This window comes from Exiguobacterium sp. s26 (genome assembly GCF_018618235.1).
GTDB lineage: Bacteria > Bacillota > Bacilli > Exiguobacteriales > Exiguobacteriaceae > Exiguobacterium > Exiguobacterium chiriqhucha.
The window spans coordinates 252,163-276,775 of record NZ_JACSLS010000005.1 but is presented as its reverse complement, the minus strand read 5'-3'; the positions used below and the strand labels follow the sequence as shown (position 1 = coordinate 276,775).

Annotated in this window: 26 protein-coding genes; 17 read left to right on the top strand and 9 right to left on the bottom strand. The window is 53.7% G+C overall.

What is annotated here, in order from left to right:
• Positions 1-185: 185 nt before the first annotated feature.
• Together KNP82_RS10510 and KNP82_RS10505 are read right to left on the bottom strand one after the other, a co-directional pair.
• Positions 186-1,631 carry a DEAD/DEAH box helicase gene (locus tag KNP82_RS10510; protein WP_214827920.1) on the bottom strand — a complete coding sequence of 482 codons (1,446 nt, stop codon included), beginning with the start codon at positions 1,629-1,631 and terminating at the stop codon, positions 186-188.
• Positions 1,632-1,740: 109 nt separating this feature from the next.
• Positions 1,741-2,103, bottom strand: coding sequence for a hypothetical protein (locus tag KNP82_RS10505; protein WP_214756490.1), 363 nt, complete (start codon positions 2,101-2,103; stop codon positions 1,741-1,743).
• 114 nt (positions 2,104-2,217) lie between these two features.
• Between KNP82_RS10505 and KNP82_RS10500 the strand changes: the two genes are divergently transcribed.
• The 5 genes from KNP82_RS10500 to KNP82_RS10480 all read left to right on the top strand — a co-directional run bounded on the left by KNP82_RS10500 (position 2,218) and on the right by KNP82_RS10480 (position 8,900).
• Positions 2,218-3,285, top strand: coding sequence for an alpha/beta hydrolase (locus tag KNP82_RS10500; RefSeq protein WP_214756489.1), 1,068 nt, complete (start codon positions 2,218-2,220; stop codon positions 3,283-3,285).
• Entirely contained in the window at positions 3,285-6,059 is a 2,775-nt protein-coding gene (locus KNP82_RS10495; RefSeq protein WP_214827919.1) for a glycoside hydrolase family 3 C-terminal domain-containing protein, read from the top strand. The genes KNP82_RS10500 and KNP82_RS10495 overlap by 1 nt, the downstream gene beginning before the upstream one ends.
• Positions 6,060-6,334: 275 nt before the next feature.
• Positions 6,335-6,601 carry a CD3324 family protein gene (locus tag KNP82_RS10490; protein WP_214827918.1) on the top strand — a complete coding sequence of 89 codons (267 nt, stop codon included), beginning with the start codon at positions 6,335-6,337 and terminating at the stop codon, positions 6,599-6,601.
• A 132-nt stretch (positions 6,602-6,733) separates the two neighbouring features.
• Positions 6,734-7,384, top strand: coding sequence for a FusB/FusC family EF-G-binding protein (locus KNP82_RS15620; RefSeq protein WP_214827917.1), 651 nt, complete (start codon positions 6,734-6,736; stop codon positions 7,382-7,384).
• A 148-nt stretch (positions 7,385-7,532) separates the two neighbouring features.
• The gene (locus KNP82_RS10480) at positions 7,533-8,900 is read left to right on the top strand and encodes an alkaline phosphatase (protein ID WP_214827915.1); all 1,368 of its coding nucleotides are present in this window, start codon (positions 7,533-7,535) and stop codon (positions 8,898-8,900) included.
• Between the two features lie 56 nt (positions 8,901-8,956).
• Here KNP82_RS10480 and KNP82_RS10475 read toward each other — a convergent pair whose 3' ends face one another.
• On the bottom strand, positions 8,957-9,400 hold the full coding sequence (locus KNP82_RS10475) for a hypothetical protein (RefSeq protein ID WP_214827913.1): 444 nt from the start codon (positions 9,398-9,400) through the stop codon (positions 8,957-8,959).
• A gap of 103 nt (positions 9,401-9,503) precedes the next feature.
• Between KNP82_RS10475 and KNP82_RS10470 the strand changes: the two genes are divergently transcribed.
• Genes KNP82_RS10470 through KNP82_RS10460 form a run of 3 tightly spaced genes read left to right on the top strand, consistent with a single transcriptional unit; the run spans position 9,504 to position 10,850 of the window.
• Entirely contained in the window at positions 9,504-9,998 is a 495-nt protein-coding gene (locus KNP82_RS10470) for an LURP-one-related/scramblase family protein (protein ID WP_214827910.1), read from the top strand.
• A 13-nt stretch (positions 9,999-10,011) separates the two neighbouring features.
• Positions 10,012-10,635, top strand: coding sequence for an NUDIX hydrolase (locus KNP82_RS10465; protein ID WP_214827908.1), 624 nt, complete (start codon positions 10,012-10,014; stop codon positions 10,633-10,635).
• Positions 10,584-10,850: a carbohydrate binding domain-containing protein gene (locus tag KNP82_RS10460; protein ID WP_251128714.1), complete on the top strand. Its 267-nt coding sequence runs from the start codon at positions 10,584-10,586 to the stop codon at positions 10,848-10,850. Before KNP82_RS10465 ends, KNP82_RS10460 begins: the two co-directional genes overlap by 52 nt.
• 48 nt (positions 10,851-10,898) lie before the next feature.
• On the opposite strand, the gene mprF is transcribed toward KNP82_RS10460, so the two are convergent.
• Complete coding sequence (mprF, locus tag KNP82_RS10455) at positions 10,899-13,397, bottom strand: bifunctional lysylphosphatidylglycerol flippase/synthetase MprF (RefSeq protein ID WP_214827906.1); 2,499 nt, start codon at positions 13,395-13,397, stop codon at positions 10,899-10,901.
• A gap of 207 nt (positions 13,398-13,604) precedes the next feature.
• Here mprF and KNP82_RS10450 point away from each other — a divergent pair, with 207 nt between their 5' ends.
• From KNP82_RS10450 to KNP82_RS10435, 4 genes are all read left to right on the top strand, one after another.
• On the top strand, positions 13,605-14,192 hold the full coding sequence (locus KNP82_RS10450) for a bifunctional transcriptional activator/DNA repair enzyme AdaA (protein WP_214827904.1): 588 nt from the start codon (positions 13,605-13,607) through the stop codon (positions 14,190-14,192).
• Entirely contained in the window at positions 14,149-15,048 is a 900-nt protein-coding gene (locus tag KNP82_RS10445; protein ID WP_214827902.1) for a DNA-3-methyladenine glycosylase family protein, read from the top strand. The genes KNP82_RS10450 and KNP82_RS10445 overlap by 44 nt, the downstream gene beginning before the upstream one ends.
• On the top strand, positions 15,035-15,547 hold the full coding sequence (locus KNP82_RS10440; protein ID WP_214827900.1) for a methylated-DNA--[protein]-cysteine S-methyltransferase: 513 nt from the start codon (positions 15,035-15,037) through the stop codon (positions 15,545-15,547). Before KNP82_RS10445 ends, KNP82_RS10440 begins: the two co-directional genes overlap by 14 nt.
• Positions 15,548-15,637: 90 nt before the next feature.
• A complete protein-coding gene (locus KNP82_RS10435; protein ID WP_214827898.1) occupies positions 15,638-16,501 on the top strand; it encodes a DegV family protein in 864 nt (287 codons plus the stop codon).
• 46 nt (positions 16,502-16,547) lie between these two features.
• On the opposite strand, the gene KNP82_RS10430 is transcribed toward KNP82_RS10435, so the two are convergent.
• Both KNP82_RS10430 and KNP82_RS10425 read right to left on the bottom strand, forming a co-directional pair.
• Entirely contained in the window at positions 16,548-17,099 is a 552-nt protein-coding gene (locus KNP82_RS10430) for a histidine phosphatase family protein (RefSeq protein ID WP_214827896.1), read from the bottom strand.
• 32 nt (positions 17,100-17,131) lie between these two features.
• The gene (locus KNP82_RS10425) at positions 17,132-17,602 is read right to left on the bottom strand and encodes a DUF2691 family protein (protein WP_251128713.1); all 471 of its coding nucleotides are present in this window, start codon (positions 17,600-17,602) and stop codon (positions 17,132-17,134) included.
• Positions 17,603-17,764: 162 nt separating this feature from the next.
• On the opposite strand from KNP82_RS10425, the gene mqo reads away from it, so the two are divergent.
• Complete coding sequence (mqo, locus tag KNP82_RS10420; protein WP_214827894.1) at positions 17,765-19,264, top strand: malate dehydrogenase (quinone); 1,500 nt, start codon at positions 17,765-17,767, stop codon at positions 19,262-19,264.
• Between the two features lie 88 nt (positions 19,265-19,352).
• On the opposite strand, the gene KNP82_RS10415 is transcribed toward mqo, so the two are convergent.
• Together KNP82_RS10415 and KNP82_RS10410 are read right to left on the bottom strand one after the other, a co-directional pair.
• Positions 19,353-19,877: a CarD family transcriptional regulator gene (locus KNP82_RS10415; RefSeq protein ID WP_214827891.1), complete on the bottom strand. Its 525-nt coding sequence runs from the start codon at positions 19,875-19,877 to the stop codon at positions 19,353-19,355.
• A 107-nt stretch (positions 19,878-19,984) separates the two neighbouring features.
• Positions 19,985-20,413 (bottom strand): MarR family winged helix-turn-helix transcriptional regulator, encoded by a 429-nt coding sequence (locus KNP82_RS10410; protein WP_214827888.1) that lies wholly within the window; start codon positions 20,411-20,413, stop codon positions 19,985-19,987.
• Between the two features lie 136 nt (positions 20,414-20,549).
• On the opposite strand from KNP82_RS10410, the gene KNP82_RS10405 reads away from it, so the two are divergent.
• The 4 genes from KNP82_RS10405 to KNP82_RS10390 all read left to right on the top strand — a co-directional run bounded on the left by KNP82_RS10405 (position 20,550) and on the right by KNP82_RS10390 (position 23,655).
• Entirely contained in the window at positions 20,550-21,296 is a 747-nt protein-coding gene (locus KNP82_RS10405) for a hypothetical protein (protein ID WP_214827886.1), read from the top strand.
• Positions 21,297-21,409: 113 nt separating this feature from the next.
• A complete protein-coding gene (locus KNP82_RS10400; protein ID WP_214827885.1) occupies positions 21,410-22,156 on the top strand; it encodes a methionine ABC transporter ATP-binding protein in 747 nt (248 codons plus the stop codon).
• Positions 22,149-22,811, top strand: coding sequence for a methionine ABC transporter permease (locus tag KNP82_RS10395; protein ID WP_131434434.1), 663 nt, complete (start codon positions 22,149-22,151; stop codon positions 22,809-22,811). Before KNP82_RS10400 ends, KNP82_RS10395 begins: the two co-directional genes overlap by 8 nt.
• Positions 22,812-22,836: 25 nt before the next feature.
• Positions 22,837-23,655, top strand: a complete 819-nt coding sequence (locus KNP82_RS10390) for a MetQ/NlpA family ABC transporter substrate-binding protein (protein ID WP_214827884.1) — start codon at positions 22,837-22,839, stop codon at positions 23,653-23,655.
• Between the two features lie 36 nt (positions 23,656-23,691).
• Here the strand turns inward: KNP82_RS10390 and KNP82_RS10385 are convergent, their stop codons facing one another.
• A complete protein-coding gene (locus KNP82_RS10385) occupies positions 23,692-24,528 on the bottom strand; it encodes an aldo/keto reductase (RefSeq protein WP_214827883.1) in 837 nt (278 codons plus the stop codon).
• Positions 24,529-24,613 lie beyond the last annotated feature (85 nt).

Genomic DNA, 24,613 nt, shown 5'->3' with positions numbered 1-24,613 from the left:
TCTGAGCCTTTTTTTGTCAATCACGTGAGGATAGTTGAATTTCGGAACGGTTATCGGTATGATGCTCTTGAAAGCGTTCTCTCCATAAGTCTTATTTTTTTAAATGTTTCCGAAAGCGCTTTCGGTAATGTTGGTTAAACACAAAAAAGGCCCGGAGAGATCTTCCTCTCCGAAACCTGGATTGTTTATTTATGGGCTTTACTAACTTTTAGCTTTTTACCTTTAATCGGTGTCGATTCCATCGCCTGAAGGACGAGTGAGCCTTTGCCGTTCAAAATGTCGACGTACGTCATCTGGTCGTTGATCGTGATGATGCCGATATCGTCAGCCGACACGCCAGGAATTTTGGCGATTGTACCGACGAAGTCGACGGCGCGGAGTTTTTTCTTCTTCCCGCCGCTGAAGTGAAGCTTCATGATGTCTTGGTTGATCCGGGCCGTCTTGTTGTTGCGAACGACACGTCGACCGCTCAACTTCTCTTCGAACGCGGCTTGGTTGCGCGCGACTTCTCTTTCAGTCGGTGCATCCATCTCCGGGATATCGAACTTGATGAACGCTTCGATGGCGCGAACGAACTTGCCTTCATGCGGCGTCGCGAGCGTGATCGCTTTTCCGGCGTTGCCGGCACGGCCTGTGCGTCCGGTCCGGTGCACGTAGCTCTCTTTTTCCATCGGCACGTCATAGTTGATGACGAGGTTGACGTTATCGACGTCGATTCCACGTGCTGCGACGTCGGTCGCGACGAGATAACGGAAGTTGCCCATCTTGAACCCTTCCATGACGGCGAAACGGTCTTCTTGCTCAAGGCCACCGTGGAGGCGTTCGCACGAGTAACCGGCCTGATCGAGCTCGGTGTAAACCGTGTCGACATGTTCTTTCGTCCGACAGAAGATGAGGCAGCTGTCCGGATTCTCGACGACCGTCACATCTTTCAGCACGGCGAGCTTGTCTTCGCGGCGCACTTCAATCAAGCCGTGTTCGATCGTCGAGGCGGTGACACCGCTCGATTCGATGGCGACACGGACAGGTTCGTTCATGTGCTTTTGGCACAAGCGCTCGATGTCGTTCGGGAACGTCGCCGAGAATACCATCGTCACACGGTCGCGTGGCAATTCTTGAAGAATCGCCTCGACGTCAGCGAGGAAGCCACGGTTCAACATCTCGTCGGCCTCATCGATAATCAAGTAATCGATTTTATCGAGGACGAGCGTCTCCCGTTCGATGTGGTCCATGACGCGTCCCGGTGTCCCGACGACGATGTGCGTCTTCTGCTTCAATTCTTCACGTTGTTTCGAGAACGGTTCTTTCCCGTAGACGGCAGTCGCCTTGATGCGTTTGAAACGACCGATGTTCGTCATATCCTCACGGACTTGGACGGCGAGTTCGCGCGTCGGTGTGAGAATCAGCACTTGCGGCTTGTTCTCTTCCCATTCGATGAGTTCCGTTACCGGAATCCCGAACGCTGCCGTCTTCCCGCTGCCGGTCTGGGCTTTGACGACCAAGTCTTTGCGCTCAAGTGCGAGCGGGATGACTTTCTGTTGGACTTCGGTCGGTGATTCGTATTTCATGATGCCTAGTGCGCGTTGGATATCTTCGCTTAGGCGATAGTCAGAAAATTGTTGTTTACTCATAGTTAACCTCATTCTTTAGTGAAAACTTCTGCTTTAGAAAATTTCAATAGCATATTTGAATACAGTCCATTATAGACCGAATCCATGAAGGAAAGCGAATCGAAGTGGTTCAGCCAAAGTCCGGCTCCATCGGATTAGGCTGGATGATATACAAAATGAGTTCATCGTGTGAATCCCACAATCGTTCAATATCCGTTTCGTTTTGTTGAAGAAAAGCTGCCTTAAGTTCCGGACAGACGTAATGGACCAAACCTTCTTCTTGGGCGAGCGAAAACGTTTCTTCATCATCATATTGTAGAACAAGGGATTGCTGGCAAGCCGTACACTCACCGATTTCGTACCGGTGAAAACCGGATTTCACCTCATGAACGAAACATTCGGCACAATACGATTTAACTGGATCGCCGAAGTGACCAAATTCATCAGTTTGAACACATTCACGATTTTTTTGACAACGTACACATTGAGACATTACAGAACACGCTCCTTAACTCATCTACGTTCAAACGTAGCATGGGTAGAAGGTGGGTGCAACTACCACCTTGTAATATTTATATATGGGTATAAGAGAGGGTGAAGATGAATCATGGAAAATAAGCAGGATATGCTCGTCACAACACTGGGCCAAATGAGAAACATCGTCTTACATGACGGCATCGAGACAATCATCAAACCGATTCCCGATTCGGATGTCAGCGGGGATTTGGACCCGCGCGTGTTGGCCGTCATCAAGGGCTATGCCGCAGCCGAGCCAGAGACGTCATTCGACTTGGCGTCTGCCCGTGCCAGCATGGGCTGGCCGAACCGGGATGTGACGACGATGGACATCACGACAGACCACGTCATGATTCCGAGCGCTGACGGTGACATCCCGGCACGCCTGTATCGGCCGCGCACGGAAGAGGCGTTACCGGCCATCGTATTCTTCCACGGCGGCGGGTTCTTCGGCGGGACGCTCGATACGGTCGAGAACCCGTGTAAGTTACTGGCGGAGAAAGCGAACGCCCTCGTCGTCTCGGTCGACTACCGGCTCGCGCCGGAGCATCCGTTTCCGGCCGGATTGAACGACTGTTATCAGGCGGTCGAATGGGTATACGAGCAGGCCGACGAATTGAACGTGTTGCAGGATCGCCTCGCGGTCGCGGGCGACAGTGCCGGTGGGAACTTGGCGACGGCCTGTTGTCTGCTCGAGCGCTCGAAAGGGTTGAATCGGATTCACTATCAAGCGCTCGTCTATCCGGTCGTCAATCTAGGATCGATCCCGACAGACGATTATGAATGGAGACTCGACGACTATGAGATCAAGCAACACCACGACTTGATTCGTGGCGTCATCATGGCGCTCGGTGATTCGGACGGTTTGCTCAACCATGTGTACTTACAAGGCAAGACCGAGCTGACCGACCCGCTCGTCTCCCCGTTGTTCGCTGAGGATGTGGCGGGTCTTCCGCCAGCGCTCCTCATCACGGCCGAGTACGACTATCTGCGCCTTGAAGGCGAGGCGTATGCACGGAAACTGGCGCGCGCCGGTGTGAAGACACGATTGATTCAATACTGCGGGATGGACCACGCCTTTATGGACAAGCTCGGCGACTTCCCGCAAGCCGAAGACTGCATGACCGAAATCGCAAACGGAATGAAGGAGATGACATGATGAAAACTTACACATTGAACTGGGATACATATAAACAATTGGCACGGACAGCCGTCGCGGAAGGGGCCGTCCTGTTAAAGAACGAGCAGGCGACGCTTCCGCTCCAACATGGGACGACCGTCTCTGTCTTCGGACGGAGTCAATTCAACTACTATAAGAGCGGCACGGGTTCAGGTGGGATGGTCAACGTCTCGCACGTGACGAGTCCGCTCGAGGCGCTTCAGGCGACAGAAGGGATTCAGTTGAACGACTCGCTTCTCAAGACGTACGAGACGTGGGTCGAGGCGAACCCGTTCGACCAAGGCGTCGGCTGGGCCGGCGAACCGTGGTCACAGCCTGAGATGGCGGTGACGGATGAACTCGTCAAAGAAGCGGCGGAGCAGTCGGACGTGGCCCTCATCTTTATCGGGCGCACAGCGGGGGAAGACCGGGACAATACGGCCGACCCGGGCAGTTACTTGCTGACGGACATCGAACGGGCGTTGATTGAGAAAGTATCGAAGACGTTCACGAAGACAGCGGTCATCTTGAACGTCGGCAATATCATCGACATGGACTGGGCGTCTCAACCGAGCGCGATCCTCTATGCGTGGCAAGGCGGACTGGAGGGTGGAACCGGACTCGTCGACGTGTTGACGGGCGCGGTCACGCCATCTGGGAAGTTGACCGATACGATTGCCAAATCGATTGAGGACTATCCGTCGACGAAAAACTTCGGACATGCCGACAAAGGGATCTATCAAGAAGACATCTATGTCGGCTACCGCTATTTCGAGACGTTCGCCAAGGACGCGGTGCTCTATCCGTTCGGCTTCGGCTTGTCATACACGACGTTCACGACCGACGTCGCGACGGCGAGCGAACAGGACGGCGTGATCACGGTGACCGTCGATGTGACGAACACGGGCGCCGTTGACGGAAAAGAAGTCGTCCAGCTCTACGTCGAGAAGCCGCAAGGCATGCTCGGCAACCCGGCACGTGCACTCGTCGCCTTCGATAAAACGGACACACTCGCACCGGGGGAACGGACGACACTCACACTCAGCGTCCCGGTCACGGACTTCGCGAGCTATGACGACAACGGCGCGACCGGGCACGCGTCAAGCTTCGTTCTCGAGGCCGGCGCATATGAGCTTCACCTCGGGACCGACGTGCGCTCGGCACGACCGGTGTTCGCGTATGAAGTGGCATCCCAACAACTTGTCGAGACGCTCAGCGAGAACATGGTCCCGGTCACTCCGTTCGACCGGATCAAGCCGGTCGTCGGCGAGCATGGCTATTTGGTCGAGTATGTGCCGACGCCGCTCCGAGCGGTCGATGTCGAGGCGCGCTACCTCGCCGAACGTCCGGTCACGCGCGACTACGCCGGTGACAACGGCTTCACACTGAAGGACGTTTATGCGGGCAAGGTCGAGCTCGATGCGTTCCTCGATCAATTGACGGATGAGGATCTCGCCTGCATCGTCCGGGGACAAGGGATGAACTCGCCGCGCGTGACGCCGGGGACGGCCGCCGCGTTCGGTGGCGTATCGGACCGCTTGAACGAACTCGGCATTCCAGCGGCATGTTGCGCGGACGGTCCGTCCGGTATCCGGATGGACATCGGGACGAAGGCGTTCGCTCTTCCGAACGGGGCGCTCCTCGCTTCGACGTTCAACGTCCAATTGGTGGAAGACCTGTTCGAGATGACCGGACTCGAGATGCGGAAAAATCGCGTCGATACGCTGCTCGGACCTGGGATGAACATTCACCGCAACCCGCTCAACGGCCGGAACTTCGAGTACTTCTCGGAAGACCCGCATGTAACCGGCAAGATGGCGATCGCCCAATTGAACGGGATGCATCGCGTCGGTGTGACAGGAACGCTCAAGCACTTCAGCGCCAACAACCAAGAGGCGCACCGTCACGATATCGACTCCATCGTCTCGGAGCGGGCGCTGCGTGAGATTTACTTGAAAGGGTTCGAGATGGCCGTCAAAGAAGGTAAAGCCACATCAATCATGACGACGTATGGCGCCGTCAACGGCGTCTGGACGGCCGGATTATACGACCAGAACACGCGCATCCTCCGTGACGAGTGGGGCTTTGACGGCATCGTCATGACCGACTGGTGGGCGAAAGTGAACCACCATGAAGACGAGCCGGCGAACCGTCAGAACACGGCGGCGATGGTTCAGTCGCAAAACGACTTGTATATGGTCGTCGACCGTCCGGACACGAACTCGTTCGATGACAACACGGGCGCGGCACTCGCTGAGGGCTTGCTCACTCGTGGTGAACTACTCCGGAGCGCGGCGAACATCTGTCGTTTCGTCTTACAGTCACCGGCGATGGAACGCGAGCTCGGCATTCACGACGGCACGGTCGAGGTGATCGGTCTCGACGAGGAAGCCGGACAGGCCATCGACTTCGATGTGACGTATCGCCATCTTGAGAGCGGTGAAGCTGTCAGCCTGAGTGACGCCGACACATCGACAGGGAATACGCACGTCTTTGCCGTCTCGGTCGATGAGACGGGCACGTACGACGTGACGATCACGGCGAAATCGGACGCGGGTGAACTTGCCCAGATGCCGGTCACGTTGTTCGCCAACAACATCCCGGGCCCGACGTTCACGTTCAACGGGACGGACGGGGAATGGGTGACGCAGACGAAGCAAGTGTTCTTCTTGAACCAGCACAACTACTTGCAGCTCTACTTCGCACTCGGCGGTCTCGACGTGAAAGACATCACGTTCACGCTCGTCGACTCGTTCAGCATGAAAAACGGATGACCAACAAGAGCTCTTCATCGTATATGTTCGCCTGTCTTTCAAACATCACGAGATATTTTGTATAATGAGGTCAACATCTTGTGATTTGAAAGGGGGGCGCATATACGTGGAAAATCGTTTGAGATTTTCTAAGTCTTCAATCACTCATGCAAAGCCAGTTGTCACAAGGGCGATCGTTTGCATGGGGCAGAACGGTTTATTTGATCGCTAGGTAATCTTTTACAACAATGGCTTTGCTTCCTTATTGTCGGATTTTCTATAAGGAGCGAGCAGATATGAAGTACGTAAATGCGCAACAGATTCTTCCGGAGAAGTTGCTTCAGGAAGTTCAACGATACGTCCAAGGGGAGACGCTTTACGTCCCCCGGACCTGTCAAGAAAAGAAGCGCTGGGGAACAGTCAGTGGTGGCAAACAGCTGCTTGAACAGCGGAATGAAGCGATTCGAACATCCTATGCGAAGGGGACTCGGGTTGACCAGTTGGCGGCTGAATACCATTTGGCCGTCACGACCATTCGAAAAATCGTTTACTCTTCAAATTAATCAACGGCACAACGCATAGTTGCGATTGTGCCGTTTTTTGTATAAAACAGTTCTAACTGGAAGTCGGTGCAATCTTGTCTTGCAAAATCCTTTACACTAAAAGAAGTCAGGATGGAGAAAGGATGACTGAACATGTCAGAGCGTTTTATGGAAAACCACCAATTCAACTTCATTCGAGAACAAGTCGAAATCATTCGAGATAGTCGAAAGAAAAGCTTACCGGCTTCCGTATTACAAGCCGTCATCGATTTGGCTAATGCTAAAATCGCATATCTGTTTCCAGATGCGACGCCATCTCAGCTTGCGATGATGGACGTATCCAATTTAAAGACAGATGAATCGTATGACGTTTTCATAGAAGGGTTAAGACCTCATGTCCGGTCATTCCCTCAAGTTACGGAACTACAAGTGAAAAAAATGTTTCCCAAACAGAAAAAGCTAAGGCTTCCGGACGCAGTGAGTTTTAATGTGAATCGGATGTCCTACATGAGCTGGAACGACTTACGTTCCAATCGGAAATATATCGTTTGCGAGAAGGATCATCAGCTCATGGGAATCGAGCTCAAGGCAAGCTCGAACGCGAAGAAAAATATTTGCGCCTTCTGTAACCAGTTTGCAGAAGTCTCGTACTGTGTCACCATCACAAAAGCGAAACAAGCGAAAAATCCTGACTATTATAAAGCGATTGGGACGTATATTTGTACAGACAGTGCCTCATGCAACGAGAACATGACCAATTTGGACGCCTTGATGACGTTCGTCGAAACGGCGTTGAAAGAGTGAACAGAGAATCGACCATGCGTCGATTCTTTTTTGTCGTCTTTACAAAACCTATACAGGATTGACTCGGTGTTGAAAAAGCTTCTTAACAAAAATCCTTTAGTCTACAAAAGTCAGCACAAGCAGTACATATTCGGGAGGGACTAAGGAAATGAAGAAATCGATGAAAAAAGTGATTCCGTTGGCCGTCGTGTCGACGCTCGCAATCGGCGGACTTGTCGGGATGCAACAAAACGAGACAGAGGTACAGGCGAAGGAAGGCAAGAACGGCAAAGCGAAAAACGTCATCTTCATGATTGGGGACGGGATGGGCGTTCCATATACGACGGCGCTACGCTACATGAACGACACAGAAGGAGTGGACATGCCACAGACGGCGTTCGATCCACACTTGGTCGGCTTGCAGTCGACGTATCCAGAGGATGAGGCCGAGAACGTGACGGACTCAGCAGCAGCGGCCACAGCGATGAGCGCCGGTGTCAAGACGTACAACAATGCCATCGCGGTCGACAACGACAAGTCGGACGTGAAAACGGTCCTCGAGCAGGCGAAAGAGAACGGCATGTCGACCGGGATCATCGCAACGTCGGAAATCACACACGCGACACCGGCCTCGTACGGTGCCCACGAAGAAGAACGCAAGAGTGAGAACGCGATCGCCAACGATTATTATGATGAGTTGATTAATGGGGAACATAAAATCGACGTCATGCTAGGCGGCGGGACCGACTTCTTCGAACGCTCGGACCGCAATATCGCGAAACAGTTCCAACAAGATGGATATAGCTATGTAAAATCGGCGGAAGAGATGAAGCAGGACGACAATCAACAAGTGCTCGGTCTGTTCGCCGAGGTCGGACTCGATAAGATGATCGACCGGGACGACAGCCAACCGAGCTTGGCCGACATGACGATGTCGGCGCTCGACCGCTTAGAGGACGACGAAGATGGATTCTTCTTGATGGTCGAAGGCAGTCAAATCGACTGGGCCGGTCATGACAACGATGTTGTCGGCGCGATGAGTGAGATGAAAGACTTCGAGAATGCGTTCAAGGAAGTCGAGGAGTTCGCGAAAGAGAACGGAGAGACGTTGGTCATCGTCACGGCCGACCATTCGACCGGCGGCTTCTCGATTGGCTCGGACGGCAACTATAACTGGGATGCGGCTCCAATCCAAGCCGCGAAACGCACGCCGGACTTCATGGCGAAACAAATCGAGTTAGGAAAAGACGTCGAAGCCGTCTTGAACGAATGGATCGACCTCGACTTGACGGATGCGGAAATCAAATCGGTCCAGCAAGCTGCCGAAACGAAAGACGTGACGAAGATTGACAATGCGATTGAAAAAATCTTCGACGTCCGCTCAGGGACTGGTTGGACGACGGACGGTCATACCGGGGACGACGTGCCGGTCTATGCGTACGGTCCTCAAAAAGAGCAATTCACGGGCATGATCGATAACACGGATCAAGCCGCGCGCATTTTTGAGTTGTTAGAAAACCGTGGAAAAATCAAATAATAAAATCGGATTTATAGACGACGCGGACAGTTGCCGCGTCGTCTTTTTGGTTAGATTTAGCTTGTATGTAGCACTTTGATTGCGTGTCGTAACGTCTCGACGTCCTCGTTTCTCCAGCCGAGTCGATCCACGGCATTGATGAACTGACGTGTCGCTTTGATGAGGGCATCTTTCAATTCCTCAAGCGATACAGTCCCCACAGGCGTCTTAGAATGAACATCTTCTACAAAAGTGAGCTCAACTTCTGTGGCGGTCACCTTTTTAGCGGCTATCCGGATCGGGCCGTCCATGAATTGAAACGAGTATGTCTCATGCAATGGTGCGAATAAGAGGGCGCGGGCATTAGGAATCCACCAGTTCAAGACGACGGCGACGAAATCAGACCATCCTTGTCCCGGGAAATAAGCATAAGCATCGATGACGAAGGCAATATTGCCGATGATGTGTGTCTCATAAGTTAAAGAGTCGAGATCCACTTCGATTGAAACTTGACTGTTCATAAAAACTCCTCTCAACGATCAGCACAGAAAAATACAATGAACTGAACCATAGTTGGGTAAATACTCGTATACATGGTATCACGACCAAATCGGAGGGATGACGATGAACACGCTCTACATGAAACAAAAGGTTTTCAGCCTGCGCGGACGTTTCACGATCAAAGATGCGGATGAGAACGATCGGTACTTCGTCGAAGGGAGCTTCATGAAGCTGCCGAAGTCGTTCACGATCTCAGACAAAGAAGGGCATGAGATTACGACCATCACGAAAAAGACGTTCAGTTTCTTGCCGAAGTTCTATGTTGATGTCGAAGGCCAAGAGACGGTCACGATTTCGAAAGAGTTTACGTTATTCAAGCCGCGATATACGATTGATGCGGCCGGAATCGATGTGCAAGGCAACTGGTGGGACATGGACTTCCAAGTGATGCAGAACGGTCAAGTCATCGGCAGCGTCCAAAAGAAATGGCTATCATGGGGCGATAGTTACGAGATTCAAGTGATGGACGAGACAATGGAGCACATGCTCATCTCAATCGTCGTCGCAATCGATTGTGCGAAGGCAGACCAAGCTGCAGGTGCTAGCGCGGCAACATAAAGGGGATGGAACGATGGAGTTTTGGGATGTGTATGATGTGGACCGCAAGAAGACAGGGCGGACGTGGCAACGGGGCACCCGCCTAGAGACAGATGATTATCATCTCGTCATTCACGTCTGCATTTTCAACAAAGACGGACAGATGTTGATTCAGCAACGCCAGCCGTTCAAGGACGGTTGGGCGAACATGTGGGACATCACGGTCGGGGGCAGTGCCACGGTCGGTGATACGAGCCAACAGGCGGCGATGCGCGAACTTGAAGAAGAGATTGGGCTGAAGCTCGACTTAGCCCAAACACGACCGCATTTGACGGTCAATTTTGACGAAGGCTTCGACGACATCTACCTCGTCGAGACAGAAGTCGATTTGGATAGCCTGACGCTTCAAGAATCGGAAGTACAGGCCGTGCAGTGGGCGGATGAGGCGACGATTCTTGAGCGAATTCAAGAAGGAACGTTCATCCCGTATTATGAATCGATGATTTCGCTATTGTTTTCGATGCGCAAACAGTGGGGCGCCATCTATAGCTATGAAAAGAAGGAACCGAGCCGTGGAGCGTGCTCATGGAACAGGGCGGTCTCGAGTTGCATGCAGGTCAAACGTACGTCGTGCGCTTTGATGCCAAATCAACAGTAGCCCGCAACATGGAAGTGACGATTGAGAACGCTGCGTACACGCGTTACTTGAGCGAAATCGTCCAAGTTACTCCTGAGACGAAGTCGTACGAGTTCGAGCTCACGATGGGCCAGACGGACATGACAGCCATGAAGTTCTTGCTCGGCCGCACGGACGGCTCGCCGCTCGGTGCACACGATGTGACGATTGATAATGTTAGTGTGACAACGAAATAACTGAACAAAAGGAGCGCCTCGATTACGTCGAGACGCTCCTTTCTCCTGTCATTGAACTTTTTTTCGGCTAATCAACCGCGCCGTTCGCAGCAAGGACGGAAGCAATTTCCGACGCTTGCGGATGGCCAAATATCTCGCGTCCCACGTCGGTGTGAACTTGCGTTTGAACTGACGGAGCCCACTGAACGGATAGATGTAACTGATGTTCTCGAAAATATCGGCCGCAATCCGCTCCGGCCAGTACGCGAACGGTTGCTCCCCGACTGAGGCGAGCGGCGCCATGCCGAGGCCGACATGGGCGTAGTTGTTGGCCCGTGCCCACTCGATCACGTGCAGAATCAGCACTTCAATCGAGCCGGGCGGAGCGTCAGCCCCAGAGCGCATCAAATCGATGGAGACGGTGTCGCGGCCCCGCAGCAAGGTGATGAAGGCGACGACAGCACCCGTCTCATCCCGGAGGAGCGCCAGCGGATAGTGCGCGAGCGCCTGTTCATGAAAGAACCCGAGCGAGAACCCTTTCTCACTTCGATTACCGAGCCAGTCTTCCGAGATGCCGCGCAATGACGCAATCAGCTCGGAAGACGGATTCATGACGATGTCAGCCGTATAGCCTCGCTTCGTAAATTGGTTGTGGAGCGAGCGCATGTTGGCACGCTTTTTGCCAGTGAGCGAGAACGTGGCAACATCGACCGTCGCCTCTTCACCGAGCTTGAAGAATGTGAACCCGGCGTCGTGCAGGCGCGGCATCCAGTCCGGGGTGACTTGATAAAAGAGCGGGATATAGCCGAGCCGGTCCGTCTCTTCGATAAAGGCGAGCAACAGGTGTGACGCGGCGTCTCGCGCTCCTTGCACATCCCCGAGAACGATGGCGTGATTGCCGGATACGGCGAACAAAAGACACGCCTCGTCGTCCGGCCCATAATAGACGAGCTTGTCGTTCATATAGGCCAAATCGAACGTGCTCGTCGTCGCATGCGTGGCTTGAAACGCCGCGAAACGGGACGGTTCAAACGACGTGCCGAGCTTTGGACGTTTCAACCGGTTGAACAGCGTGAAGATGCCGATCATCAGCAGTCCGGACAAAACGACGGAAGCGATGCTCAACCCGGCGGCAGCTTCCGGATCGAAGAAAATCGTGTCGGTCTGACTGAACGACTGCAGCAGGAACGCGTGCGTGCCGACGTAGAGGCCGACATAGGCGACGTTGCGGACGAAGCGGCTGACGGTCACGATGGAACGATAGCGTTTGTGCTGGGTCCGGGTCAACCAGACGAACAAGGCGAACCCACCGACGACGAACGCTTCAAACAGATTGAAGCCGCGCGCGATGACACCGATACTGGCAATGAAAACTGCGACCCCGACGAGCCAGAGCACACGCTTTGTCCGAATGTACATCCCGAACGTGGTCAGTAGCGTCAACAGACCGGCCGTGAACAGCGCGAGCGTGCCGACCCACTGTAACCAGAGGGCGGTCGAATAGAGCGGTGACACGCTTGGTAACAGCGTCTGGAACCACAAGACGAGGCTCGTCATCAATGCGATCAGGCTTCCGGCGAGCCGTCCGGTCTTGGCGAGTGTGCGCGACACGATGCGCCAGACGACGGTCCCGATCTCATAGGACGACCCGATCATCGGTTTATACTCGATCTGTTTGACGACCTGGTCCCCGAAGACGAGGGCCGCCAAGAACAGGCCGATCATGAACGGGACGATGAAGTAGACGAAGCGATAGACGATCAAAGAAGACAGGACAATCTCTTGGTCGATGCCGAGCTGGGTCATCCCGACGAGGTATAATAGATCAAACGAACCGACACCACCCGGGACGAGCGAGACGACCCCGACGATAGTCGCGACGATGAAGACACCCATCATGGCCGTGAGCGGTGCTTCGCCTCCGAGCAAATGCAGGGCATACAAGGCGACGAGTCCGGCCGTCACCCATTCGGCGAGCGACGTCGCGATATAGCCGAGCAATGTCGTCCAATCCAAGTTCGAGCGTTTCCGCGTCACGTATATGTAGAGCGGCAGGACGGCGAGTGTCGTGAGGAGCACGGGCCAAATCCATTGTTTCGTTCCGGTGAGCACGCCGGCCGGGAAAAGTCCGATGAGCACTCCTGCGGCAAGCAGCGACAAGCCGCTGATGAGCGTCGGGGTCATCCAACCGATGGCCCGGAGCAAACGCAACGTGTCCGTATATGGACGATACAGCGACGTTCGGAGCGCGATGCCGATGACGCCGCCAAACCCGATCATGCCGTTCATCGCGTTCGTGATCCATGCCGCGCGAAGCAACTTCGAGAGCGGGAGCTGGACGTCGAGCGAGCGCAGTAAAAAGTAGTCGTATCCGGTCATCGACAAGACGGCGACGAGGCCGAGGCCGATCAAGGCAATCTGTTCGAAGCCCGTCAATGCCTCTAACGTTTGAAACGCCGCGGCGAGCGAAAGGTTTTGGAGCTCCTGACCGCTCTGATAAAGAATCAATCCAATCAATAGGAATGGAAGCAACCATTTCAGTTGTTTCCAGGAAAATCGCTTTTGCATCGTATGTGCTCCTTCTGACAAACTATCGAAATCTTGATTAGCTAAAGTGTACTCAATTGAGTCGTGTAATCATAGTACGAGTCAGACGGGAAGACGGATTCAAAATAAATGAGATTCGTGAATCGCGGGAATGTAGACTGTAAACGCAAGAAATAGGACGAGTGAACGAAAATCAATCTGATACAGTGGAACAAAGGGGGTGACGAGATGCTGACGTTTGAAGAGAAGTGGGAGAAAGTGCTCGTCTGTGACGCGACGTATGACGGACAGTTTTATACCGCGGTCAAGACGACCGGGATTTACTGTCGTCCCTCGTGCCGCTCGCGGAAGCCGAAGCGGGAGAATGTCGATTTTTATGAGACGAAAGCTGAAGCGGAGTCGTCCGGCTTTCGGCCGTGCAAACGATGTCAGCCCGAGGTCGACCGTAGTCCGGCGAGCGCGCTCGTCCATGACGTGACGGCGTTCGTGCTCACGCATTACAAATGGCCGCTCAAGCTTGAGGAGATTGCCGAGCACGTCAGCTTGAGCCCGTTCTACGTCGAGCGGACGTTCACGCAAGCGACGGGCGAGACGCCGCGCCGTCTGCTCGAAAAGGTTCGCATCGACAAGGCGGCCAATCTGTTGCGGACGACGGACATGAGCAATCTCGCCATCTGTTATGAGGTCGGCTTTCAAACCCCATCCAACTTTTATCGCGTCTTCCGACGGCTAAAGGGTTGTTCACCGAGCATGTATCGAAAGGGGGGAGCCGATGAGTCGCTCATCGTTCGAGATTCACGTCACCGTTCCGTTTAACTTTCAACAATGTCTGCAATTTTTGCGACGCTCTGACGATGAAGTGATGCATGTCGCAAGTCAAACGTCCGTCTCAAAGCTGTTCGATGTGGACGGACGATTGCTGCTCGGGGACATCATGGAGACGTCTCACGGCCTCGTCATCACGTTCCCGGAAGACGACATCACGAGCTCGGAACAGAAACACGTGGAGCGCTACGTCCGCGACTGGTTCGACCTCGACCAAGACGTCGCGGCGTTCGTGCGGATGGCCGAGACGGATGGACTGTTGCGTCCGCTCGTCCGAGAGTACGAGGGGCTACGCCTGATCGGGTTCCCGGACTTGTTCGAGGCGCTCGCGTGGGCCGTCATCGGTCAACAGATCACGCTGTCGTTCGCCTATACGTTGAAACGACGGTTCGTCGAGCAGTATGGACCATCCCGGGAAGTGGACGGCGTGACGTACTGGGCGTTCCCAAATCCTGAGACGATCGCGCTGCTCGACCCGAGTGAACTGAGACCGCTCCAATTCAGCACCCGAAAAGCAGAATATATCATCGGCATCGCCCAGGAAATGACGGACGGACGATTGTCGAAACAACAGTTACGCAGCGAGCCACCCGACGCGATGCATGGACGGTTGCTGAGCTTGCGTGGTGTCGGGGAGTGGACGGCCGCATATGTGCGGATGAAGTGTTTCCAAGATCCGACGGCGTTCCCGGCCGCGGACGCCGGTCTGCATCAGGCGTTGAAGCATCACCTCGGGCGAAGCGACAAGTTGACGGCAGACGAAGTGAGGCAGTACGGGGAACGCTTTGCCGGATGGGAAGCGTACGCCACATTCTATTTATGGAGGTCCTTATATGGAGACGTATAGACTGGACTATGTGAGTCCGATTGGAATTCTAGAGATTGTCGGGACAGAGACGGCCATCCGTTCCATCCTGTTCGTTGAACGTACTGACGTCTGCTTTGAAGCGGATGAGACGACGCTGGACGTGTTGAAGACGTGCTACCGAGAAATCGAGGAGTACTTCAACGGACGTCGCCAATCGTTCACGTTCCCGTTTGAAGTCGAGGGGACGGTGTTTCAACAGGACGTGTGGCAGGCGCTGGTCATGATTCCATACGCCGAGACGACCTCGTATCGCGAACTGGCCGTGACACTCGGCCGGGACCGCGCCGTGCGGGCCGTCGGCAGTGCCAACGGGCGCAATCGGTTGAGCATCGTCATCCCGTGCCATCGCGTCATCGGATCGAACGGGACGTTGACGGGCTATGCGGGCGGCCTCTGGCGAAAGGAATGGCTGCTTCGACACGAGCAAACAAACGCACATCCGAGCCTGGCAAAAAAACATCTACCCCTCCATATCTGATACAATGGAGAAGTCCTATCGTGACGTCTGAATCGACGTAGTGGTCTAGGACGATTCTCGTCATTTAGGGGCGATTATTTGGAGGGTACCATGATAAAATTACTAGCAGATTCAACTTGTGATTTATCCGATGAGATTTTAGCAAAATATGAGATTGGCGTCGCGCCGCTCATCATTACGATTGACAATAAATCGTATGAGGACCGTGTCGACATCCAGCCTGATGAGTTTTACGGAATGTTGGAAGCGCTACCGGAATTCCCGACGACGGGGATGCCGAGCCCAGCAACGTTCATGAAATTGATGGAAGAGGCCGTCGAGAGCGGACATGACGAGATTCTTTGCATCTGTATGTCGAGCGGGACGAGCGGGTCGTATCAATCGGCCGTGCTCGGAAAAGAATACTTCGAAGAGGCGCATCCAGATTCGACGGTGAAGATTCATATCGTCGACTCACGTTCGATGAGCCACGGGAGCGGTTGGTTGTTGATGAAGAGCGCGCAGATGCGCGAAGCCGGGGCGACGTTCGAGGAGCTCGTCGAGTTCAACGAGACGTATAAAATGAAAGTGAAGCACTTCTTGTCCGTCGATGATTTGGACCACTTGATTAAGAGCGGACGCATCTCGAATGCGAGCGCCATCATCGGCAAGTTGTTGATGGTCAAGCCAATCATGAGCATGAAGAACGGCAAAGGCGCCATCGTCGCCAAAGAGCGGGGAACGCGTAAAGTGCTCAAGCACTATACGGACGAGTTCATCAAACGCTGCGACAAAGACATTACCAACTTCGTCATCATTGGCTATACGTCAGATCAAAAGATTGCCGAGAACTTGAAGGCGAAGATTCAAGCCGAATCCGACTTTGACGGCGAGATTTACCTGATGCAGATGGGTGTCTCGGTCGGGACGCACGTCGGTCTCGGGGCCATCTCGATGTTTTTCGTAGAAAAATAAAACGAAAGCCGTCTCATCTGCGAGACGGCTTTTTCTGTGGATAACGTTATCCACAGGCAGGGACGGTCCAAACGCGTTTTACGGACCAAAAGTTATCCACAATGTCGAGGCGATAGACGTCAGGATTGCTGAGTGTGCGCCACGTGTCGAAGTCGAAGCAGTTATCCACATGTTGGAGCAGTAGCGCGAGCAGATTGCCGTGCGTCACGAGGATAGTCACACCGTTTCCGTCGTCGATTCGGTCGATGACACTCAAAATCCGATTCGTCGCATCTTGACCCGACTCGGCGCCCGGCAGACGGAACGAGGCATCGGTGAACGAATGACGGAGCAGCTCGAACCAATCGTCGCGCGGTTCGAGCGAGAGGATGCGCTCGCGCAACTTCGGCTCCGTCTCGATGGTCAACTGCTTAACTGTAGCGAGCGGTGTAATCGAGGCGATGGCTCGCGTATAGTCGCTCGAGATGATGCGATCGACGGGAACATCCTGAAAGAAGTCAGCGAGGGCGAGTGCCTGCTGTTCGCCGGCCTCGGTGAGCGGGGCGTCCGGCTCTTGGCCGGTGGCGGAGCAATGGCGGATAAGATAGAACGTAGGCATGAAAAATTCTCCTTCATTATAAGGTTAAGTGCTTACCAGACGGTCAAACTCGTTCTCGTATCGTTGGCATCGGTCAAGTAAGAGACGTCCTCAAATCTGCAAGCGAGAGCATGCTGATAAAGCGATTCAAGCAGAGGCTCATCCTTGCAGTACATGTCGACGAACGTGGAGTCGACGATGAGCAGGGCAAGGTCACAATGGCTATCACGAAACGCCTCGTACGTCTCAATGTCTTTCACCGGTTCTTTCGAAAAGGCTTTTAAATTCGCAGAGATAAGATAGTGGTCATCCTGATGAATCAAATCAGAAAACGTTTCTCCATCTACCTCGGTCTCTCCAGGAAACAACGGTTGATCGAGGTCGCCGTTCTTCACACGATACGATTCCTCACCACCGACGAACCAGCTGTAAGAGGCGATATCGATGGGACTCAACATGTCGGCCAGAAAGCGTCCATATGTATTCGGGATTTTAAAACGGATGCCGCGCTTCACGGATTGCATTCCCCCCTTCAAAAGTTTCATGGATGAAATCCGTACTTAACCCTTATCAAACATCACAAAAGCGTTATAATCAATATAACAATTATAAACGGGGCGAGTCGGCGAATGGGGATTTACCGAATCGTCTCATACACAAATCCAGGGGAGAAGGATGGGGTTTTCATGAGCAGTGTTCAAAAGAGAACAGACGTCATTTTGATTGGTGCAGGCATCATGAGTGCGACGCTCGGATCGCTCTTTAAAGAGCTCGTACCAGAGTGGGAAGTCAAAGTGTTTGAGAAGCTCGAAAGTGCAGGGGAAGAGAGTTCGAACGAATGGAACAACGCCGGGACGGGACATGCCGCCCTCTGCGAGTTGAACTATACGACCGAGAAGCCGGATGGTACGCTCGACATCTCGAAAGCGATCAACGTCAATGAGCAGTTCCAAATCTCGCGTCAGTTTTGGGCGCATCTCGTCAACAAAGGCTTGATTCAAAATCCGGAAGCGTTCATCCGTTCGATTCCACATATGAGTATGGTCCAAGGCGAGAATGATGTCCGCTTCTTGAAGAAACGTTTGGAAGCGCTAACAAATAATCCGTTGTTTGAAGGGATGGTTTTATCGGATGACCCGGAACAACTCCGTGACTGGATGCCGATTGTCATGGAAGGACGTTCCGTCGATGAGCCGATCGCGGCGACGAAAATCGATTCAGGTACCGACGTCAACTTCGGTGCGCTTACACGGATGCTGTTTGACCATTTGACCGGCCAAGGCGTCGAGGTCAATTACAAGCATAGCGTCGAGGACGTGAAACGGTTGGCGAACGGTTTGTGGGAAGTGAAAGTGAAAGACATCGAGGCGAACACGATTGAGACGCACACGGCGCCGTTCCTGTTTATCGGCGGCGGTGGTGGTAGCCTGCCGCTCCTTCAAAAGACGGGTATCCCAGAGTCGAAACATATCGGCGGGTTCCCGGTGAGCGGCTTGTTCCTCGTCTGTAAGAACCGTGACGTCATCGAACAGCACAACGCGAAAGTATACGGCAAAGCGAAAGTCGGCGCACCGCCGATGTCGGTGCCGCACCTCGACACGCGCTTCATCGAAGGGCGCAAAGAATTGTTGTTCGGACCGTTCGCCGGCTTTACGCCGAAGTTCTTGAAGACGGGCTCGAACCTCGATCTCATCCAATCGGTCAAACCATACAACGTCGTGACGATGCTCGCGGCTGGGGCGAAAGAGATGCCGCTCACGAAATATTTGATTGAGCAGGTGCTCTTGTCGCACAACAAACGGATGGACGAGCTCCGCGAATTCATTCCGACCGCGAAGAATGAGGACTGGGAAATTGTCGTCGCTGGACAACGTGTGCAAGTCATCAAAGACACGTCGGACGGCAAAGGGACACTCCAGTTCGGAACGGAAGTCGTCAGCGCCGAAGACGGATCGGTCGCAGCGCTGCTCGGTGCGTCACCCGGTGCATCGACGGCCGTACACGTCATGTTAAAAGTGCTCGAACAGTGCTTCCCGAACCGGATGCCGGAATGGGAACCGAAAATCAAAGAGATAGTGCCGTCTTATGGCGTCTCGCTCTCCGATCACCCGGAACTGTTCAAGACAATTCACGAATCGACAGCGATGGCGCTTGGCCTGAAAGAGAAAGGCGTCGTCCACAATTAAGCGAGAAAAAGCGAGGATATGAACATATTCTCGCTTTTTCTTTTCAATTTTTGCATAAAAAAAGACCTCTTCGCACGGAAGGGGCCAATCAAGTAGTGGCGACAGGTTCTTCGCTCAAATAAGCAGCAATTTGTTGATCGATGATTTCTTCCGATAATTCAAGCGCGAGCGAAAGTTCTTTCACGAGGATCGTTTTAGCGTTCTCTAGAATCTTACGGTCCTGTTCATATAACTTTTTGTTCAACGCGAGCGCCTCGCTTTGGCGACGGGCAAGCGTGTTGATGACTTGAGCGATCTCGTGACGGTTACCCGAGTGCACGACGTTCAAGAATTCGCGATTGCGGTTGTTCGGATGGGGATTCCATTCGACACCCGGCGAGCGGAACGATTCGAGAATCTCTTTTGCTTCTTTCGCTTCAAGGAGCGTCAACATCATCACTTTATCACTATCGACGGGGATACTGATTTGCAACTTCTGTGCGTTATTGATGGGATGGAGCGTGTAGTACGACTTCGTCTCACCCGCGACCGTCATGTCGGAAATGTCGTCAATACGGCAAACTCCGTGGGTCGAATAGATGATTAAATCACCAGTTTTGAACAAATCGATCACCTCTTCCTTTCATCAAGTATAGTAGTTCATGACACGAAATGTCAACTCGGTTGACATTTGAGGTGAGATATGACACAAAAAAATCCCTCCCAATCATGTAGGAGAGATTACAAATTCCAGTCGGCTTTCAACAACATTTTCAGTTGTCGGAACGCGTCGTCACCGAGTGAATCGGCTATTTTTTGCTCGAGTTCGGCTTTCAGTGCCTCGTTCTGTTCGTAGCAACGGACCCCGAGCTCGGTCAGCTCGATACATTTATCTTTTCGACTCGTCGGGTGATCAGTCACCGTGACAAGTTCTTTCGCTTTCAAGTTCTTGATGAGCTTATGGATCGCTTGACGGGAGATGTGGACGTTGCGCGTCACTTCGGCAATGGTCGGTTTCGTTCGATAAATCCGGGCGAGCACGTACCATTCGGAGTTGGAGATATAGATATCGTGTTGTTCGTTCCAAGCCCGCTCGCTGATGCGGCGGATTTGGTCGTGACGCTCGCTTAGGAGATCGAGGAATCGTGTCGTCGGTTCTGTTGGAGTCAAATTGGTCACTCCTATTCGTTTTTGTCGTTCCTAACTATACAAAAGCCGATGTGTCGCGTCAATGCGCGAAACGAGTTCATGAAGCTCTGATAGGATTTGCCGGTTTAGGGAACAGAAAAATAGAGGAGGAACTTACATGCCGACACGTACCGATTTATTTCAACGTTATAAACAACATATTTTGGAGTTACCGGATTTGGAGGAGAAGACACTGAAGAGTGAACCGTTCTTACTCGAAGAGGACCCGAACAAACAACTCACGATTTATTATGCGCCGTTCGAATACATCAACCCGAACGCCAAAGTCGTCATCGCAGGAATCACGCCGGGACTGTATCAAATGCGGCAATCGTTCGAGGCAATTCGTGATTTGGCTGACGCGCCCGATGAGGAGGCGCTCCGAGCCGTCAAACAGCGGGGCAGCTTCTCGGGACCGATTCGCAAGAACCTGGTGACGATGCTCGACGACTTGGATCTGCATCACCATCTCGGAATCCCGACGACGCTCGACTTGTTCGGCGAGGCGAACCATCTCGTGCAGAACACGGCGGTGTTGCCGTACCCGGTCTTCTATAAAGGGAAGAATTACAACGGGTCGAGCCCGGACATCTTGAGGACAGCTTTATTTCAATCTTACGTTGAGGGCGGTTTTGCCGACGAGATGAGTGTCCTCGAGGACGCCCTCATCTTGCCGATGGGCATCAACGTGCGTCGGGCCGTCGAGACGCTCGTCGACAAGGGCATCATCGCGCCGGAGCGCGTCGTGAGCGGATTTCCCCATCCATCTGGAGGCAACGGCCACCGGCACCGCATCTTTGCCGAGAACCGCGAATCGATGCGGAGTCATATCGCCGACCATTTCAAACAGCATCCGCTGACGTGAACCGCCACTGTGCGGTTCTTTTTTATGAAGCACCTCAACTGACAAGCGTGCTTTAGTTCGCTAAAATGGGGACGTGGTTAACCTAGTTTTCCCATGAGAGAAAGGAATCGTCTATGATCACGTTAACGAATGTCAGCAAACAGTTCGGCCGCGACGCAGCGGTCCGTGACGTCTCGCTTCACATCGATCGGGGCGAGGTATACGGCATCATCGGTGCGAGCGGGGCCGGCAAGTCGACGTTGCTGCGCTTGATGAACCTGCTCGAGATACCGGATACTGGGCAAGTCACCGTCGATGGCGACGAGTTGACGAGCCTGTCGAGTCGACAGCTGCGCGAGAAGCGTCACGTCATCGGCATGATTTTCCAACAATTTAATCTCGTCGCCAACAAGACCGTCTATGACAACGTGGCCGCGTCGCTGAAACTGGCTGGCCGACCGCGCTCGACGCATGAGGCCCGGGTGCTCGAGTGCTTGCGTTTCGTCGGGCTCGAGTCGTTTAAAGACAAGTATCCGGCGCAGCTCAGCGGCGGGCAGAAACAGCGCGTCGCCATCGCGCGGGCGCTCGCGAACGAACCGCACGTTTTGTTATGTGATGAGCCGACGTCGTCGCTCGACCCGAACACGACGGCCGAAGTGCTCGGTGTGTTGAAGTCGATTAACGAGCGGCTCGGTGTCACCATCGTCATCGTGACTCATGAGATGGACGTCATCAAACAAGTGTGCGACCGCGTGACCGTCATGACGGAAGGTTCGGTGTATGAGACGATTGACGTCGTGCCGAGCGGGGTCGCAGACATCGACGACAATCCGTCCTGGTTCGTCAATCGACTGAAGAAGGCAGGTGAACCACATGCCTGAGGTGCTCCTGCAATATCAGACCGAGATTTGGCAATCGATCGGGGAGACGTTCATCATGGTCGGCGTCTCGATTCTCGCGGCCGTCCTTCTCGGTCTGCCGCTCGGGACGTGGCTCTACTTGTCACGAAAAGGGCAGTTGCTCGAAAATCGGGCCGTCTTCTCCGTGCTCAACTTGGTCGTCAATATCGTCCGCTCGTTCCCGTTTCTCTTACTCGTCGTGTTTTTGATTCCATTTACGCGACTCATCATCGGAACGGCCATCGGGACGGCGGCGGCAACCGTGCCGCTCGCCATCATCGCCATCGCCCATTACTCGCGACTCGTCGAGCAGTCGCTCCTTGACGTCCCGCGCGGCGTCGTCGAGGCGGCCGTGTCGATGGGGGCGTCCATCAAAGACGTCATCTTCAAGTTCTTGTACGTCGAGGCCCGTTCCGGACTCGTCCTCGGCCTGACGACGTCGATCATCAGCTTCATCTCGTACTCGACCATCATGGGGGTGGTCGGGGGCGGTGGCATCGGCGATTTTGCCATCCGCTACGGCTATCAACAGTTCAAGACGGAGCTGATGATGTACATGATTCTCATCATGCTCGTCTTCGTTCAGATGATTCAGTTCACCGGTACGACGGTGGCTCGGCTCATCGACAAACGCTAATTACCTAAAGAAAGAAGGAGAACTTATGAAAAAATTATTGGCGCTTTTCGCCTCACTCACACTCGTCCTCGCGGCGTGTGGGAACGATTCAGAAACGAACACGACGGAAGCCCCGTCAAACGAGCCGCAGACGCTCAAAGTCGCATCGCTCATCCCACCGATGACGGATATGCTTGAAATCGCGAAAGAGCAACTCGCAGAAGACAACATCGAGCTCGAAATCGTCGTCCTCGGTGACAACGTCCAACCGAACACGGCGCTCGCAGCAAAAGAAGTCGACGCGAACTTCTTCCAACACGTCCCGTACATGGAAGAGTTCAACCGCAGCAATGACGCCAACCTCGTCCCAATCGAACCGATTTACTTCGCCAACTACGGTGTCTACTCGAAAGAGTATGACAACATGGACGATATCCCGGAAGGCGCGACGATTGCCATCGCGAACGACGTGTCGAACATCGACCGCTCGCTCTCGTTGCTCGCACAGCATGATGTGATCGAGCTCGGTGAGAAGAACGGTTCGTATTACACGCAAGCCGATATCACCGAAAACCCGAAGAATCTCAAGTTCGAGGAAGTCGATTTGCTCATGCTCGCGCGTGCATATGACGACGTCGATGCGGTCCTCATGACGCCGGCCTACGCGGCGCCACTCGGTTTGACGCCGAAGAGCGATGCCCTCTTGACGGAGGGTGTCGAGAACGACTTCGCGATCACGCTCGTGGCTCGTGAAGATAATAAAGATGAAGAAGCGATCCAGAAACTCGGCGAAGCGCTCACGAGCGACGAAGTCCGTGCGTTCTTGGAAGAGAATTACGACGAAACGGCGATTCCGGCGTTTTAACGAGAAAAGATTGAGCCCAGGCGGCTCAATCTTTTTTTAATACTCCTCGTATTCTCTCGGGTCTTGGTTGTCGATGCGGCCGTCCGGCTTCGTGAGTGCATTGAGCGTCTCCATCTCGTCCTCCGTCAATTCGAAGTTGAAGACGTCGAGATTCTCTTTTTGATGCAACTCGCTCGATGAACGCGGGAGCGGGATGACACCGAGTTGGACGTGCCAACGCAAAATGACTTGGGACACGGTCTTGCCTTTTTGTCGCGCCATCTCGGCGATCGTCTCGTCATGCGTGACGGTCCGGGCTCGGCTCAACGGACTCCATGCCTCCGTGATGATGCCGCGCTCTTTGTCGGCCTGACGTTGCTCGACTTGTGAGAAGTACGGGTGCATCTCGATTTGGTTGATGACCGGTGTCTCACCTGTCTCCTCGATCAAACGATCGAGATGCTCGGGCATGAAGTTCGAGACGCCGATGGAGCGGATCCATCCGTTCTCTTTCGCTTGGATGAGGGCGCGCCACGCCTCGACGTATTTGTCTTGTTTCGGGTTCGGCCAGTGCAACAGGAACAAGTCCCAATAGTCGAGGTTCGCCCGGTAGAGCGATTCGCGAATCATCTCGAGCGCAGTGTCGTAATCGAAGTATTGAGCGCGGAGCTTCGACGTCAAAAACAGTTGCTCGCGGGGGATGCCGGCTTGGCGAATGGCCTCGCCGACCGTCCCTTCATTGTCATAACGAATCGCCGAGTCGATGAGGCGATAACCGTTGCGGATGGCGCTCGTGATGGCGTCGACGCCCGGTTCACCTCGTAAATAGACGGTGCCGAGTCCGATGGCCGGAATCTCGTAACCGTCATGTAGTTTGATTGTAGGGATGTTCATAAAATGCCTCCTCATTCAGAATCCGTTCTCTTGTCCGATATTCCACTTTCCCGGGGAATCAAACGTTTGAATCGGTTGAAGAAGA